Below are 14,150 nucleotides of genomic sequence, written 5' to 3'. Positions count from 1 at the left end.
TATCTGACCCCCAACAATGCTGACTCCACGCCAGGCGCCAGCGTGGCCGAATGTCTCTCCAGTAAGAGCTTTGCGGAGCCCATCAGCCGTCATGTGACGGCGCTTTGCCGGATATCGGGGGCAGAGCTGTACGGTTGCCCGGACGCCACGCCAACCGAAGCAGGTATTCCACCGCTCCGGATGAACTAGCGGGCCGTCCGGCGGGCCTTCGTTAATCTGCCGCCTTCACCATGTGCAGCGTGCGCTGCGGGAAGGGGATGGAGATGCCCTCGGCGTCCATCTTCTCCTTGATGGCGCGGGTCATGTCCCACTTCAGCGGCCAGTAGTCGCCGGAGGCGCACCACATGCGGATCACGAAATCGACCGAGCTTTCGCCCAGGTTCCCGACGGCGACCAGCGGGGCGGGGTCCTTCAGGCAGCGCGGGTCCGCCGCGATCAAGCTTTCGACCGCCGCCTTGGCCTTTTCGATATCGTCCTCGTAGGCGATGCCCAGCGCCAAATCCAGACGGCGCGTCGCGTGGAAGGAATAGTTGGTCACCGGCGAGCCCCAGACCTGCCCGTTCGGGATGATGATCTGGACGTTGTCCGGCGTCGCCAGTTCGGTAACGAAGAGCGAGAGGCCCATTACCGTTCCGGCCTGCCCGCCAACCTCCACGTAATCGCCTACCTTGAAGGGGCGGAACAGCAGCAGCATGACGCCGGCCGCCACGTTGGAGAGCGTGCCCTGCAGGGCGAGACCGATGGCGAGGCCCGCGGCACCCAAGACGGCGATCAGGCTGGCGGTCTGCACGCCGAACTGGTTCAGAACCGCGATGACGGTGAAGGCCAGGACCAGATAGCGCGCAATGCTGCCGAAGAAGCTGCGCAGCATCTCGTCGACGTGCTTGGCGCGCGAGAGACCCTTGTAGACCAGAGATTCGACCCGCCGAGAGACGAAGACGCCCACCAGCAGTATCGCAACGGCGCCGATCACGCTGAGGCCGTAGGTGGTGATCAGTTCTATCGCCTGCTGCACGGCGGCTTCCATCTGTTTCTCCATCTCTCCCATCTTAAGGTCCTCTCTGAATGCTGTTGCCTCTCGCGGTAAAGTAACCCGCTCTCCGCATAAGACAAATCCAAAGACGGATAAAGAAAAACCCCCGTTCCTGTCAGGGAGACGGGGGTTTTCCGAGGCGTCGCGATTGACGGTTCAGAAGGGGTTCCAGGATTTCTCCTTGGTGTAGTGGAGGTAACCCACGTTCGCGCCCGCGCGCAGCCCGACGCCGGTGCGGATCGGGGCCAGCGTGATGTCGCCGCTGCGCTGATAGTTGATCGAAAGTCCGGCGACGAAATAGAGGCTGCCGTCGACTCCCGGGAAGCGCTGGAAGAGGGACTCCTGGTTGGGCAGGTTGTAGATCAGGGTCATGTTGCGCGACGCGTTGCCGCCCAGGTCGAAGCCGACCGAGGGGCCCTGCCAGTAGACCGTGCGCGATCCGTGGACCTTGCTGTTGAGTGTGCCTTCGCCGTAGCGCAGGCCGACGCCGATGGCGCCGCCGACCTCTTCGCCGATGATGTAGGCGTTGGGGCGGCCCTGATCCTCGAAGACCTTGGCGATGCCCTCGGCCAAGCCCTCGGTGGTTTCACCGAAGAAGCCGCGCGCCTTTTCCAGGATTTCGTTCTGGCTGTAGGTGGTGTCGTCGCTGTCGGCCGTGGAGCCGCCATCCTGGCCGCTGTTGTCCTGTGCTCTGGTCGCCGCGGGCGCCAGGGTCAAAAGCCCGGCCATCAGCGCTGCGACGAGAGCGGTGAGGGTGGTTCGTCGATTAATGTTTTTCATGGCAAAACTCCAAATGGGAAGCCGGGGGCGGCGATCAAGCAGGATCACGAAAGCATCACAGGTGAAAGGGGCAGGGGGGCGAAGTCCTCTTAAGACGGCAGGTAGTCCAGCGGCAGTTCGTTGGTCGCTTTCAGCTCCTCCATCACGAAGGAGGCCGACACGTCGGAGAGTTCGATACGTGCGATCAGCCGCTTGTAGACCGCATCATAGCCCGCGATGTCGGGTACGACGATCTTCAGAAGATAGTCCAAGTCTCCGCTCATGCGATAGAACTCCACAACTTCGTCAATCTCGTTCAGCGCCTCCGCGAAGCGGTTCAGCCAGCCTTGGCTGTGTTGGTTCGTGCGCACCCGGACGAAGGCGATGACGCCCAGACCGAGCGCTTCTCGGTCGAGCAGCGCGACTCGCCGCTTGATGACGCCGGACTTCTCTAAGGCCTGAATGCGGCGCCAGCATGGCGATGTCGAAAGACCGACCCGCTCGGCGATCTCCGCCAGGGAGAGATCCGAGTCGCGTTGCAGAAGAACGAGAATCTTACGATCGAGCTTATCCAAGAGAAATTTTTCTTCTTTCCGAGAAATATTGGGAGAAAATACTAACATTCTTTTCAGGGGAGGCAAAGATCGCAAAAAATTTCTCGCGGTATTCTGGTAGGGTGTTCAGAACCTGAACGTAAAGCGCTGGAGAGAGACGAGATCATGCTGAAACAGCTTTTCACCGAGCATCCCGCGTCCGTGGACGAGACCTACGGCGAGCATTTCCTCGTTGCGGGTTCCTTTGCCTTCACCCTGCTCCTCGCCACGCTGGCCTGCGCAGTTCATGCCGTTCTGCCTTTCTGTTTCGAGAAGACGGGCAGCCGTCTGATCACGCAGCTGCACGACCGGATGGTGACGAACCGCAACCGCCATGCGGCGGATTCCGCCGAGGGCGCGGGCTACCCCCGCCGGGCCTGACACGTCTTCCGATCGCAAGGGATCGCTTCAGGGCGCGGGCTGATCCGAGGCCTTTTCGAGCAGCCAGTCCTTGACCGCCCGCACCTGCGGGCGCGCCAGCGCCCCCTCCGGCCAGACCAGATAGAAGGCGGCCTCCCCACTCAGGATCTCAGGCCGCGCGGCGGTCAGGAAACCGCGGCGCATCAGGTCGTCCACCAGGTGGCGCCAGCCGAGCGCCACGCCCTGCCCCTCGAACGCGGCCTGGATCACCAGCGCATAGTCGTTGAGCCTCAAGCCCTCTCCCCTGTCTTCGAAGGTCTGCCCGTGACTGGCGAACCACTCGGGCCAGGAGGGGCGGGGCCGGAAGGGCTCTTCGAGGTGAATGAGTTTGGCGCGTGTGAGCGCGGCCAGATCGTCGAAGGGGCCCGCCTCCGATAGATAGCCGGGCGCGCAGACCGCCTGGACGCGTTCCTGGGTGAAGAGCGCTTCCCCACAGCCCGGCCACATGCCGCTGCGTCCGCGGCGAATGCCGAGCGAAATGCCCTCGGCGGCCAGATCGACGTCCTTGTCGGTGGTTTGCAGCCGCAGATCGATCTCCGGGTGGCGGCGCCGGAAATCGGAGAGGCGGGGAACGATCCAGTAGCTGGCGAAGGCCGTGGAAAGGGAGAGGGTGACGTGGCTCTCATCCCGGTCGCGCCGGATCTCTTCGGCTGAGCGGCGGATGTGGGAGAGGCCCAGGGCGACGTCGTTGAAGAAGCGCTCCCCGCTCTCGGTCAACTCGACGCGCCGGTGGCGGCGCAGGAAGAGCGCCACGCCCAGCGCTTCCTCCAACTGGCGTATCGCGTAGCTGACCGCTGCCTGGCTGACCCCCATTTCCTGGCCCGCGCGGGTGAAGCTGCCAAGTCTGGCGGCGGCCTCAAAAGCCAAGAGGGCGTTTGCAGAGGGGATGAGGCGTCTTAGGCTTTCCATAAATATAATTTATCTAACTCCTAAGAATTTTGCCAGATCACAGGGAAAAGCGCTGCAATTACCATTGGTCATTCTATGCGTGACAAGGTGATCGGTGATGTTGGCAGATCAGAGCGATACCAAGCGCCGGCGCGGGCCGGGGCGAGGCGGCAGAGCCGGGCGCGCCGCAGCGACGCCAGGTCCCAGCGCACCCGCGATCCTGAAGCGCCGGATCGCCCCCTACGACCTGTTGCGCGAGGAGGAGCTGGTCCGCATCGAAGCCGCCAGCGAGACGCTGCTTCAGGAAATCGGCATGGAGATCCGTGAAGACCCGGAGAGCCTCAAGCTGTGGAAAGAGGCCGGGGCCGAGGTCAAGGGCGAGCGCCTGCGCTTCCCCAAGGGGCTCGTGCGCAAGGTCATCGTGGAGAACGTTCCCTCAAGCTTCACCCAGCACGCCCGCAACCCGGAGCGCTCCGTCATCATCGGCGGCGATCACGTGGTCTTCTCGCCTGCCTACGGGTCGCCCTTCGTCAGCGATCTGGAGGGCGGGCGGCGCTACGGCACCATCGAGGATTTCCGCAATTTCGTGAAGCTCGCCTACGCAAATCCCTGGCTCAATCATTCCGGCGGAACGGTCTGCGAGCCGGTCGACGTGCCCGTCTCCAAGCGTCACCTGGATATGGTCGAGGCGCACCTGCGCTTTTCTGACAAGCCCTTCATGGGGTCGGTGACGGCTGGAGAGAGGGCGGCCGATTCCATCGAGATGGCCCGCATCGTCTTCGGCGCCGACTTCGTCGAACGCAACTGCGTGATCCTGGGCAACATCAACGTCAACTCACCGCTGGTCTACGACGCAACCATGACCGCCGCCTTGAAGACCTACGCCGCCGCCAACCAGTGCGCCGTGGTCGTGCCCTTCATCCTGGGCGGCGCCATGGGGCCGGTCACCACCGCCGGCGCGATCGCCCAGGCCATGGCCGAAGCCATGGTCGGCGTTGCGCTCACGCAACTGGTGAGGCCGGGCGCGCCGGTCATCCTCGGCAATTTTCTCTCCTCCATGTCCTTGCGTTCGGGCGCCCCCACCTTCGGCATGCCGGAGCCTTCGCTGGGCTACTTCGCGGTCGGTCAGTTGGCCCGGCGGCTGGGCGTGCCGCTCCGCTGCGGCGGGGCGATCACGGCATCCAAGGTAGCGGACGCTCAGGCGGCCCAGGAAAGCGTCGACTCCCTGAACGCCACCTTGCTGGCGGGCGCGAACTTCATCCTGCATGCCGCCGGATGGCTGGAGGGCGGCCTGACCGTCGGCTACGAGAAGTTCATGATCGACGCCGACCGTCTCGGCATGGCGCATAGGTTCCTCGAAGGTCTCGTCGTCGACGAGAACGCGCTTGCGCTCGATGCCTTCCGCGAAGTCGGGATCGGCAAGCACTTCCTGGGCTGTGCGCACACCCTGGCGAACTATCAGACGGCCTACTACGACCCCGCCCTGAGCGACAGCGATTCCTTTGAGCAGTGGCGCGACGGCGGAAGCCTCGACAGCCAGCAGCGCGCCCATGCCGCCTGGAAGAAGGCGCTGGCCGACTACGAGCCGCCGCCGATGGAGGAGGCCGTGTCCGAGGCGCTCTCCGACTTCGTCGCCCGCCGCAAGGCGGAGCTTCCCGACGCCTGGTATTGACCCCATGGGCCAAGCCTTCCCACAGCTTTTCTCGCCCCTCACGCTGCGGCACAAGACCCTGAGGTCGCGCCTCACCTTCGGTGCGCATACGGCCAACATGTCCGAGGGCGGGCTGCCGAGCGAACGCCACCGTGGCTACTACGAGGAGCGGGCCCGGGGCGGCGCGGCCATGATCGTCGTCGAGCCCGTGCCGGTCCACGAGAGCGCGGTGCTGACGCGCGGCAACTTCAGGCCCGGCGACGACGCCGTCATTCCCGGCTTCCGCAAGATCACCGAGGCGGTGAAAGCCCACGGCGCCGTGCCGCTCAACCAGCTCTACCACGTCGGCCAGCACGGCGACTTCGACAACTCCTTCCACGCCAACTGGTCGCCCTCGGGCCTGCCGTCCTATCACGACAGCGACGGCAGCCACGCCATGACCGAGGCGGAGATCGAGGAGCTTTTGGAAAGCTACGTGGCAGCCGCCCGCCGGGCCCGCGAAAGCGGCTTCGAGGGGGTGGAGCTCTTCGCCGCCTACCACGCCCTGATCGATCAGTTCTGGACACCCTGGTCGAACCGGCGGGACGACCGCTGGGGCGGCAGCTTCGAGAACCGCATGCGTTTCTCAACCGAGCTGACCAGCCGCATCCGCAAGGCCTGCGGCGAGGACTTCATCATCGGCATGGCGGTCTCGATGCATCCCGAGGTCGAGGCCTCGCTCTCGGTCGAGGCCATGCAGGAGATCGCGGTCTATCACGACGAGCGCGCCTTGATCGACTACATGACCTGCGGCACCGGCAGCTACTTCGACTTCTATCCGCTCATGCCGACGGTGCTCTACGGCGACAAGCTGGGCGTTCCCTATGCCGAGGCACTGAAGCAGGTGGTCAAGCACACCCGCATCCAGGCCGAGAGCCACATCCGGACCCCGGAGAACGCCGACTATGTGATCGCTTCCGGTCAGGCCGATCTGGTCTCCATCGTGCGCGGCCAGATCGCCGACCCGCACCTCGCCAACAAGGCGCGCGAGGGTCGGCCCGAGGACATCCGGCCCTGTCTCTCCTGCAACCAGATGTGCTGGGGCAGGCGGGCGCGCGACTACTGGATCTCCTGTCTCATCAACCCCTCGGCGGGGCGGGAGTTCGAATGGGACGGCGACCGCTTCACGCCGGCTGCGGCGCCCAAGCGCGTGCTGGTGGTGGGCGGCGGGCCCGCCGGGCTGGAGGCCGCCCGCGTGGCGGCCGAGCGCGGCCACAAGGTGACGCTCTGCGAGGCGGGCCCGGAGTTGGGAGGGCGCTTCCGCCTCGCCGGGCTACAGCCGCGCCGCGCGCAGATCCTGGACCTTATCCAATGGTACGAGACGCAGCTCGGCAAGCTGCAGGTGGAACTGCGGCGCAACTGCTTCCTGGAGCCGGAGGAGATCGAGGCCTTCGGGGCCGATCATGTGATCCTCGCGACCGGATCCCTGCCGACGGAGTCCGGCTTCCAGCGCGCCCTGCCGGAGGTCGAGACGCTACCGGGGATCGACAAGGGCGGCGTCTTCTCGGTCGAGGACGTCATGAGCCGCAATGCGCGTCCTGGAAAGCGGGTCGTTGTGCTGGACGACGTCGGCCACTGGCACGCGGCGGGAACCGCCTGGCATCTGGCCGAGCAGGGCCATGAGGTCACCATCGTGACCCGCTTCGCCATGACCGGTTGGGAACTGGTGCGCACCGCGACCGACTGGCCCTTGAGGAAGCGCCTGAAACAGCTGGGCGTGGAGACCCTGAGCGATTCCGCGATCACGGCCTGGAAGGGTCCGGGCGAGGGGGCGGAGGTGCTGGACCTGCGCGACGGCGAAAAGCGTGTGGTCCAGGCCGACACGCTGGTCCTGGGTTGCGCCAACGAAAGCCAGCGCTGGCTGGGTGATGCCTTGGAGGAAAGGGCGGAGCGCGGTTACGGTCTTCACAGCATCGGCGACGCCGTCGCCCCGCGCCTGGCCGTGATGGCGATCTACGAGGGCCGCAAGCTGGCCCGCGAACTCTAGAAGCGAAGACGAGAGATTGAGAGATGCGAGAGAACGACCCGCTGCTGCAACCCTACCAGCTAAAGCACCTGACCCTGCGCAACAGGATCATGTCGACAGCGCACGAGCCGGCCTATTCCGAAGACGGCCTGCCCAAGGACCGCTACCGCCTCTATCACCTGGAAAAGGCCAAGGGCGGCATCGCACTCACCATGACCGCGGGGTCGGCGATCGTCTCTCCTGATTCGCCTGAGGCGTTCGGCAACCTCCATGCCTACCGGGACGAGATCGTGCCCTGGCTGAAGCGCCTGACCGACGACTGCCACGAGCAAGGCGCGGCGGTGATGATTCAGCTCACCCACCTCGGGCGGCGCACCAATTGGAACAAGGCGGACTGGCTGCCGGTCCTGGCGCCCTCGCCGATCCGCGAACCGGCGCACCGGGCCTTTCCCAAGGCCGCCGAGGAGTGGGACCTGGAGCGCATTGCAAAGGACTACGCTGCGGCGGCGCAAAGGATGCAGGAAGCCGGGCTCGACGGGATCGAACTGGAGGCCTACGGCCATCTGCTCGATCAGTTCTGGTCGCCCGCCACCAACAAGCGCGAGGATCGCTACGGCGGCTCTCTCGACAACCGTCTGCGATTCACCCATCAGGTCTTGGAGGAGATCCGCAAGGCAACCGGACCCGACTTCATCCTTGGGCTGCGGCTGGTCGCAGACGAGGACTGGGACAAGGGCCTGAGCCGTGAGGACGGGCTGGAGATCTGCCGGCGCCTGGTCGGCGGGGGGCGCATCGACTTCCTGAATGTCATCCGCGGTCACATCGAATCCGACGCCGTTCTGTCGAAGGTCATACCGATCCAAGGAAGCCCCGCCTCGCCGCACCTGGACTTCGCGGGCGAGGTGCGCGCCGAGACAAAGTTCCCGGTGTTCCACGCCGCGCGCATCAGCGATGTCGCCACGGCCCGTCACGCCATCGCCGAGGGCAAGCTCGACATGGTCGGCATGACGCGCGCCCACATCGCCGACCCCCACATCGCCAAGAAGGTGGCCGAGGGGCGCGAAGAGGACATCCGCCCCTGCGTCGGCGCGACCTATTGTCTGGACCGGATCTACGAGGGGCATGAGGCGCTTTGCATCCACAACCCCTCGACCGGCCGCGAGGCGAGCCAGCCGCATGTCCTCAAACCCAGTGAAGGGCCGAAACGCCGCGTGGTGGTGGTCGGCGCTGGACCGGCGGGGCTTGAGGCCGCGCGGGTCTCCGCTGAGCGCGGCCACGAGGTGGTCGTCTTCGAAGCAGCTGACCAGCCTGGCGGACAGGTGCGGCTTGCCGCCCAGTTGAAGCGCAGGTCGGAGCTGATCGGCATTTCGGACTGGCGCATGGCCCAGTGCCAGCGCCTGGGCGTCGAGTTCCGCTTCAACAGCTACGCCGAAGCCGCTGAGGTCCTGGCCGAAGAGCCGGACATCGTGGTGGTCGCCACCGGCGGCCTGCCGGACAGCGGCTGGCTGGAAGAGGGCGCCGATCTGGTGGTGAGCGCCTGGGACATCCTCTCCGGCGACGCCAAGCCGGGGCAGCGTGTCCTGCTGTTCGACGACAACGGCGGGCATCCCGGCATGCAGGCCGCCGAGGCGCTGGCGGAAGCCGGCAGCAGCTTGGAAGTGGTCAGCCCGGAGCGCTTCTTCGCGCCGGAGATGGGCGGGCTCAACCACGTCGCCTATGCGAAGTGCTTCGCCGAGCATGGCGTGCGGGTCACCATCAACAGTCGTCTCGTCGGCGTCAGGCGCTCTGGCAACGCGCTGCTGGCGCTGATCGGCAGCGACTATGGCGACAAGGTGCAAGAGCGTGAGGTCGATCAGGTGGTGGTGGAGCACGGGACCCTGCCGCTGGACGACCTCTACTTCGACCTGAAGCCGCATTCCGTGAACCTCGGCGCTGTGGACTACGAGGCTTTCATCGCCGGGCGGGAACAGTCGGTCACGGATAACGCTGAGGGTCGGTTCCGGCTCTATCGGATCGGCGATGCCGTGGCCAGCCGCAACATTCATGCCGCGATCTATGACGGCTTGCGGCTTTGCCGGACCTTCTGAAGCTGTTCTCGAACGGCGCTTGCCGCCGAAAAATATGACAAAAGCTCTGTCAACGGGGCTTTCCAATCTGCCCTGTGGCGCCATTTCTTTGGGGTAGGGGTTTGACGGGGCGTTTGCCCAAGTTCTCCCCTCGATGCACAAGGCAACAAGGGACGGAGCAACAGGGACTGATGGCGGCCAAGCTTCCCTACAGAGCGGAAACGGCGACGGGCGACCGGCTGGACTTCGAGTTTCCCCTACATGGCGAAACCGGCGATCCGGTCCGGGTATCCCAGATGTTGAGCGCCGTTCTTGGCACCCTCGACCGGGAGGTGAAACTGGATCCGACCACCAGCAACGGCGATCTGCTGCAAGCCATGGCCATGGCGCTCGCGGTGCGCTGCGCCATGCTCAGCGGCGGCGAGGAAACGGCGGAAGCCATGACGCGCCAACTTCTCGATCAGGCTTTCGCAGCCGCGCGCGCCGTGGAGCGGGAGTCACCGGCGGCGGGCCATGCTTGAGTTTCCCGAAAAGCGCGACCGCAAGGCCGAGGAGCAGTTCCACCGGCTCTATTGCCGCGTGTCCGAGCTGCGCGAAAGCAAACCGCTTTACCCCAACGAAGAGCTGAACCGGCTGTTCGAGGCGCTGCGCGAAGGCAAGGGTGGACTTGAAAGCCAGGAGATCGAAGACCGGATCTGGGTGCTTTGGTGCAGCCACGATGAGCCGGAGGCCTGCGCGCGCATGGAATCTTGCATCCAAGCCATCGCCAAGCGTGACGATGCCCGCGCCCACAAGCTCCTCGATGAGATGGGAACGCGTTGGAAGGGCTGGGCCGAGGTCTGGAACAAGCGCGCCACGTTGTTGTTCCTAGAGGGGCGGGACGCGGAGAGCCTGTCGGACATCGACCGCACGCTCTCGTTGGAGCCGCGCCATTTCGGCGCGCTCTGCGGCCTGGGTCAGATCGCCATCCGTCAGGGGGAACCGCACCTTGCGCTTGCCGGCTTCCAGGCCGCGGTCGCGATCAACCCGAATCTGGCCGGGGCCCGCGCCACGGCGGAGAGCCTGCACCGCTCGCTGCGCTGCCAGAACAACTGACCTGACTGCCGCTATGACCCATCGGGAGAGCCCAAGCCGCCGGGGCGGCAGCCACCGAAAGGCGCATCTGCCGGAAAAGCTCTGCCCTGTCTGCCAGAGGCCCTTCGCCTGGCGCAAGAAATGGGCGCGCGATTGGGAAAAGGTGCGCTACTGCTCCAAGGGCTGCGCGGGGCAGGCCAGGCAAGCCTGAGGCCCGCCGGACTTTTGCCCTATCGGCTTCAGGCGGCGGATACGATGCGGCGCGTCGCCAGTTTTCCGACCTGATTCGCATTCCGGCGCGCCTTCAGGAAGCGCGCCAGGGCGCTGGGCGTCATCACCAGATCGCCGCGCGAGATTTGACCGCGCAGACGCCCCATGTGGCGCAGGCCCCAGCTGTCGTTGCGTCGCTTCGTTTGAGTGGATCCGCTCATGTCGCGGCCCTCCTTCCTCGTTATCCCGTTGGCAGGATTTAAGGCCCAGGAGGGGGCGAATACCATTAAAGGATTGTTTAATAATGTCTAACTTTCCCTTAATGGATTACATTCCAGAATTGTCCTTAACCCGACTTTCCGCTCAGAGCGCGGCCTGATAGCGTTAGCGTCGGTTTTCGGCTGATCTGGCCGTCCCTCAGCGAAGGATCTTCGACCATGCGCAAGCTCATCGCGCCTTGCCTCTTGTCCGGGCTGCTGGCCTGGATGCCCGGACGGGCGGACGCACAGGATTCACTGGAGCTGTTGCAGGCGGCGCAGGGGCCGGCGCTGCTCTGTCCGGAGCAGAACCAACTGCACGGTTTTTCCTCGGAGTGGCCGGATGGACGCCCCTTGGCGCCGAACCGCGAACCGGTCGCCTTCGTCAAGGATGCCGAGGGGCTTCTGAAGATCTCTTTCAACCCCGACAACCCCAAGGAAATGCTGATCGACCGGCTGACCGTGGTGGTGACGGCTTACGATAACCCACTGCATATCGTTGGCTTGGAGGTGGGGAGTGACCTGATCGGGCTGGCGCGTCTCTACGCGGTTGCCTTCGATCGAAACGAGGTCGGCTCCAGCTGGGCGGTTTCCTCCGCCGACACTCAGGCGGGGTCCGTCTGGTGGCGCTGCCGCAGCGTCTCACCGAAAGAGCTGCTGCCCTAGGCCCGCGGTCCAAAATGGAAAGGCCCGCGTTCCCTCACAGAACTCGCGGGCCTTTGCCAATAGTTCAAAAGGAGCAGCGTCAGATCAGCCGACCACCTTCAGGTTCTGGGCAGATTCCTTGCCGTTCTTACCCATCTGAAGCTCGAACTCCACCACCTGGCCTTCGTTCAGGCCGGGCAGGCCAGCACGCTCGACGGCGGAAATGTGCACGAAGGCGTCCTTCGAGCCGTCTTCCGGCGTGATAAATCCATAGCCCTTGGTGGCGTTGAACCACTTAACGGTTCCTTTGGTCATAGTCTTAGTCCTCGTAAGTCATAAGGTACCGCCGTCCTCTCCCGCTCAGGAAGGCGACGGCGGCGGCTTTAAGTCGTCAAGACTCGGAGGATTCGAAGCTAGGTCGGCATGACGCAGCAAGAATGGACGCCGGGTCTTCACAACGAAGCCCCATTTACGCGCAGCCCAGAGTAAATCGCAAATAAATTCGGGATGGCGTTCCTAGGGCAATTTCGTGACCGTTCCGCTTTCCGGCCCGGCCCAAATGCCGCATAGTTCGGGTGAGGGAGAGTATAGATGATGCAACGGATAGCCCTGCTCGGGGCGCTGGCGCTGCTTGCCGCCTGCGCCTCGCCAAGTCAGCCGCCGCCCAGTCAACCGGTCGCGCCTGCGCCCGCGCCCGCACCCAGCGCGCAGGAGAAGGAGGACACCAAGAGCGGCGTTACCCTCCAGGACGTGGCCGACGAGCTGGAATGGCGGAAGAAGACCGCAGACGAGCTGAAGGCGGTCAACTAGACCGCCTTTGCATCGCCCGCCCCCTCAAAGGCCCCGGCGCCCCCACCTGCCGCCGGGGCCTGCACGAGGGGGCTCCCCTCCGATAGTCTTTGTCTAATGTGCCATGCCGTTGGCTTGGCTCCGGTCGGCCTTGGTGCCGGTTCCCACGCGCGCCAGGGTTGGCTCGCTGGTCTCCGTCGAGCGTGCGTCCAGGTTCTTCAAGGCGCGCGCGACCCGCTCCCGCCCTGCCTCGACCGGAATGCCCTCGTAGCGGCAGGAGGCGACGATCTGGTCGCAGATGAACTTCGGCTGATAGTTGGCGATGTTCTTGCCGATCTCCTTCATGAAGCCGACGACTTGCTGGAGCATCTCCTCGGTGAGCTCGATGCCGGCGTTGTCGGCCACGGCCTGGAAGATGCGGCAGTAGTCCTCCAGGGAAGGATTCTTGATCTCCACCTTGTAGGGGATACGGCGCAGGAAGGCGGGGTCCATCAGATCGCTCGGCGTCAGGTTGGTCGAGAAGACCACCAGGGCGTCGAAGGGAATCTCGAAGGACTTGCCGGTGTGCAGCTTCAGGAAGTCCACCCGCTTTTCCAGGGGGACGATCCAGCGGTTCAGGAGGTGATCGGGCGGCACGATCTGACGCCCAAAGTCGTCGATCATCATGATGCCGTTGATCGCCTTGAAGTGGAGCGGCGCTTCATAGAAGCCGCTGATGGCGTTGAACTGAAGGTCCAGCATCTCCAGCGTCAGCTCGCCGCCGGTGATCACCACCGGACGGCGCACCGGCACCCAGCGCAGGTCCAGGTCCTCGCGCTCGATGGAGCGCTCGATCAGGATGGAGTTCTCCTCCTGGCTCTTGACCTCGATCGGCTGGTGCAAAGAGGGGTCGTAGACCTTGATGATCTCGCCCTCGATCTCGATGCAGTGCGGGATGTAGATGGCCTTCTTGAACATCTTGCCCATGCGCTCGGCGAGCGACGACTTGCCGTTGCCGGGGCTGCCGAACAGCAGCATGGAGCGGCCCGAGTTCACCGCCGGGCCGATCTCCGCGAGGAGGTCCTCAGGCACCACCAGATCGGAGAAGGCTTCGTCGATCCGCTCGCGGTCGACCGTCTCGTTGGTGATCTGCTGCAGGTTGACCCGGCGGCAGAAGGCTTCCAGGGAGACCGGCGCGGGGCCGACATACTTGTTGCGCTCATGCGCTTCCTTGGCCATCTGCCGTCCCGCCGAGGTCAGGGAGTAGCGGAACTGTCCGCCGACGCCGCTGCCTTGCGAGCCCAGGATTTCGGCCAGGTTGTTGTTCTTCAACTCCTCGAGCTGGCTCTCCACCACGGAATAGGGCAGTTTCAGCGCCTTGCAGAGCTGCGCGGGCGTTTCCAGCTTTCGCAGCAGCATCATCTTCAGGAGCAGCGAATGGATCGTGCCCTCGCTGATGCCGGTATCCTTGAGGGTCTTGGGCTCCGGCGGCGCTGCGTGGAGGAACTCCGACAGCTCCTCCTCCGTAAGCGCGCCGATGGCGACCAGGTTCTCCCCCAAACGGCCGCCCTCACGGACCTGACGTTCGGAGGCGCGCTGAACGTCTTCGTCCGTGACGCTGCCTTGGGCAATCAGTAGCTCGCCGATACGCATTTTCTCAATCCTCGCTGTCGCGTTCTTCTCTGGTTAGCGGAGCGGTAGCCCCGTTTTCATTACATAAAATTACATTTAATTATTGACCGGGGATTAATGAGCGGCCGATTTCCTAGAAAAAATCCGAG

At 64.6% G+C, this 14,150-nt stretch carries 17 protein-coding genes; 10 read left to right on the top strand and 7 right to left on the bottom strand.

Translation table 11 applies throughout. From position 1 onward, the window contains the following. The coding region (locus tag P8X75_12510) for a hypothetical protein (GenBank protein ID MEJ1996011.1) at positions 1-189 on the top strand (189 nt) is incomplete at its 5' end. Positions 190-211: 22 nt separating this feature from the next. Here the strand turns inward: P8X75_12510 and P8X75_12505 are convergent. The 3 genes from P8X75_12505 to P8X75_12495 form a co-directional block, all read right to left on the bottom strand. Further along, on the bottom strand, positions 212-1,048 hold the full coding sequence (locus P8X75_12505) for a mechanosensitive ion channel (protein ID MEJ1996010.1): 837 nt from the start codon (positions 1,046-1,048) through the stop codon (positions 212-214). Positions 1,049-1,189: 141 nt separating this feature from the next. Beyond that, positions 1,190-1,813, bottom strand: coding sequence for a DUF1134 domain-containing protein (locus tag P8X75_12500; GenBank protein MEJ1996009.1), 624 nt, complete (start codon positions 1,811-1,813; stop codon positions 1,190-1,192). A gap of 89 nt (positions 1,814-1,902) precedes the next feature. Further along, on the bottom strand, positions 1,903-2,367 hold the full coding sequence (locus P8X75_12495) for an Lrp/AsnC family transcriptional regulator (GenBank protein MEJ1996008.1): 465 nt from the start codon (positions 2,365-2,367) through the stop codon (positions 1,903-1,905). A 144-nt stretch (positions 2,368-2,511) separates the two neighbouring features. On the opposite strand from P8X75_12495, the gene P8X75_12490 reads away from it, so the two are divergent. Then, entirely contained in the window at positions 2,512-2,766 is a 255-nt protein-coding gene (locus P8X75_12490) for a DUF6356 family protein (protein MEJ1996007.1), read from the top strand. Between the two features lie 27 nt (positions 2,767-2,793). On the opposite strand, the gene P8X75_12485 is transcribed toward P8X75_12490, so the two are convergent. Beyond that, positions 2,794-3,714, bottom strand: a complete 921-nt coding sequence (locus tag P8X75_12485) for a LysR substrate-binding domain-containing protein (protein ID MEJ1996006.1) — start codon at positions 3,712-3,714, stop codon at positions 2,794-2,796. 97 nt (positions 3,715-3,811) lie between these two features. Between P8X75_12485 and P8X75_12480 the strand changes: the two genes are divergently transcribed. The 6 genes from P8X75_12480 to P8X75_12455 all read left to right on the top strand — a co-directional run bounded on the left by P8X75_12480 (position 3,812) and on the right by P8X75_12455 (position 10,700). Continuing rightward, positions 3,812-5,365, top strand: a complete 1,554-nt coding sequence (locus P8X75_12480; protein MEJ1996005.1) for a trimethylamine methyltransferase family protein — start codon at positions 3,812-3,814, stop codon at positions 5,363-5,365. Between the two features lie 4 nt (positions 5,366-5,369). Beyond that, positions 5,370-7,370, top strand: coding sequence for an FAD-dependent oxidoreductase (locus P8X75_12475; GenBank protein MEJ1996004.1), 2,001 nt, complete (start codon positions 5,370-5,372; stop codon positions 7,368-7,370). Between the two features lie 23 nt (positions 7,371-7,393). Further along, the gene (locus P8X75_12470; GenBank protein ID MEJ1996003.1) at positions 7,394-9,436 is read left to right on the top strand and encodes an NADH:flavin oxidoreductase; all 2,043 of its coding nucleotides are present in this window, start codon (positions 7,394-7,396) and stop codon (positions 9,434-9,436) included. A 170-nt stretch (positions 9,437-9,606) separates the two neighbouring features. After that, on the top strand, positions 9,607-9,936 hold the full coding sequence (locus tag P8X75_12465) for a hypothetical protein (protein MEJ1996002.1): 330 nt from the start codon (positions 9,607-9,609) through the stop codon (positions 9,934-9,936). Continuing rightward, positions 9,929-10,510 (top strand): hypothetical protein, encoded by a 582-nt coding sequence (locus P8X75_12460; GenBank protein MEJ1996001.1) that lies wholly within the window; start codon positions 9,929-9,931, stop codon positions 10,508-10,510. Before P8X75_12465 ends, P8X75_12460 begins: the two co-directional genes overlap by 8 nt. 13 nt (positions 10,511-10,523) lie before the next feature. Beyond that, positions 10,524-10,700, top strand: a complete 177-nt coding sequence (locus P8X75_12455) for a DUF2256 domain-containing protein (protein ID MEJ1996000.1) — start codon at positions 10,524-10,526, stop codon at positions 10,698-10,700. A 28-nt stretch (positions 10,701-10,728) separates the two neighbouring features. Here P8X75_12455 and P8X75_12450 read toward each other — a convergent pair whose 3' ends face one another. Further along, complete coding sequence (locus tag P8X75_12450) at positions 10,729-10,920, bottom strand: hypothetical protein (protein ID MEJ1995999.1); 192 nt, start codon at positions 10,918-10,920, stop codon at positions 10,729-10,731. Positions 10,921-11,136: 216 nt separating this feature from the next. On the opposite strand from P8X75_12450, the gene P8X75_12445 reads away from it, so the two are divergent. After that, complete coding sequence (locus P8X75_12445; protein ID MEJ1995998.1) at positions 11,137-11,622, top strand: hypothetical protein; 486 nt, start codon at positions 11,137-11,139, stop codon at positions 11,620-11,622. 84 nt (positions 11,623-11,706) lie between these two features. On the opposite strand, the gene P8X75_12440 is transcribed toward P8X75_12445, so the two are convergent. Then, on the bottom strand, positions 11,707-11,916 hold the full coding sequence (locus P8X75_12440; protein MEJ1995997.1) for a cold-shock protein: 210 nt from the start codon (positions 11,914-11,916) through the stop codon (positions 11,707-11,709). Positions 11,917-12,192: 276 nt separating this feature from the next. Here P8X75_12440 and P8X75_12435 point away from each other — a divergent pair, with 276 nt between their 5' ends. Next, entirely contained in the window at positions 12,193-12,411 is a 219-nt protein-coding gene (locus P8X75_12435; protein MEJ1995996.1) for a hypothetical protein, read from the top strand. A 93-nt stretch (positions 12,412-12,504) separates the two neighbouring features. On the opposite strand, the gene P8X75_12430 is transcribed toward P8X75_12435, so the two are convergent. Further along, on the bottom strand, positions 12,505-14,022 hold the full coding sequence (locus P8X75_12430; protein MEJ1995995.1) for an AAA family ATPase: 1,518 nt from the start codon (positions 14,020-14,022) through the stop codon (positions 12,505-12,507). Positions 14,023-14,150 lie beyond the last annotated feature (128 nt).

Origin of the sequence: Limibacillus sp., assembly GCA_037379885.1 — a bacterium.
Taxonomy (GTDB): Bacteria; Pseudomonadota; Alphaproteobacteria; order Kiloniellales; family CECT-8803; genus JARRJC01.
This window is presented reverse-complemented; position numbering and strand designations above follow the sequence as displayed.

What these genes read in the sequence shown, in the direction of transcription:
- P8X75_12490 (MEJ1996007.1), top strand. Translation starts at nt 2,512, where the DNA reads ATGCTGAAACAGCTTTTCACCGAGCATCCCGCGTCCGTGGACGAGACC.
- P8X75_12430 (MEJ1995995.1), bottom strand. Translation starts at nt 14,022, where the DNA reads ATGCGTATCGGCGAGCTACTGATTGCCCAAGGCAGCGTCACGGACGAA.
- P8X75_12500 (MEJ1996009.1), bottom strand. Translation starts at nt 1,813, where the DNA reads ATGAAAAACATTAATCGACGAACCACCCTCACCGCTCTCGTCGCAGCG.
- P8X75_12465 (MEJ1996002.1), top strand. Translation starts at nt 9,607, where the DNA reads ATGGCGGCCAAGCTTCCCTACAGAGCGGAAACGGCGACGGGCGACCGG.
- P8X75_12455 (MEJ1996000.1), top strand. Translation starts at nt 10,524, where the DNA reads ATGACCCATCGGGAGAGCCCAAGCCGCCGGGGCGGCAGCCACCGAAAG.
- P8X75_12440 (MEJ1995997.1), bottom strand. Translation starts at nt 11,916, where the DNA reads ATGACCAAAGGAACCGTTAAGTGGTTCAACGCCACCAAGGGCTATGGA.
- P8X75_12505 (MEJ1996010.1), bottom strand. Translation starts at nt 1,048, where the DNA reads ATGGGAGAGATGGAGAAACAGATGGAAGCCGCCGTGCAGCAGGCGATA.
- P8X75_12475 (MEJ1996004.1), top strand. Translation starts at nt 5,370, where the DNA reads ATGGGCCAAGCCTTCCCACAGCTTTTCTCGCCCCTCACGCTGCGGCAC.
- P8X75_12450 (MEJ1995999.1), bottom strand. Translation starts at nt 10,920, where the DNA reads ATGAGCGGATCCACTCAAACGAAGCGACGCAACGACAGCTGGGGCCTG.
- P8X75_12470 (MEJ1996003.1), top strand. Translation starts at nt 7,394, where the DNA reads ATGCGAGAGAACGACCCGCTGCTGCAACCCTACCAGCTAAAGCACCTG.
- P8X75_12460 (MEJ1996001.1), top strand. Translation starts at nt 9,929, where the DNA reads ATGCTTGAGTTTCCCGAAAAGCGCGACCGCAAGGCCGAGGAGCAGTTC.
- P8X75_12480 (MEJ1996005.1), top strand. Translation starts at nt 3,812, where the DNA reads ATGTTGGCAGATCAGAGCGATACCAAGCGCCGGCGCGGGCCGGGGCGA.
- P8X75_12445 (MEJ1995998.1), top strand. Translation starts at nt 11,137, where the DNA reads ATGCGCAAGCTCATCGCGCCTTGCCTCTTGTCCGGGCTGCTGGCCTGG.
- P8X75_12435 (MEJ1995996.1), top strand. Translation starts at nt 12,193, where the DNA reads ATGATGCAACGGATAGCCCTGCTCGGGGCGCTGGCGCTGCTTGCCGCC.
- P8X75_12485 (MEJ1996006.1), bottom strand. Translation starts at nt 3,714, where the DNA reads ATGGAAAGCCTAAGACGCCTCATCCCCTCTGCAAACGCCCTCTTGGCT.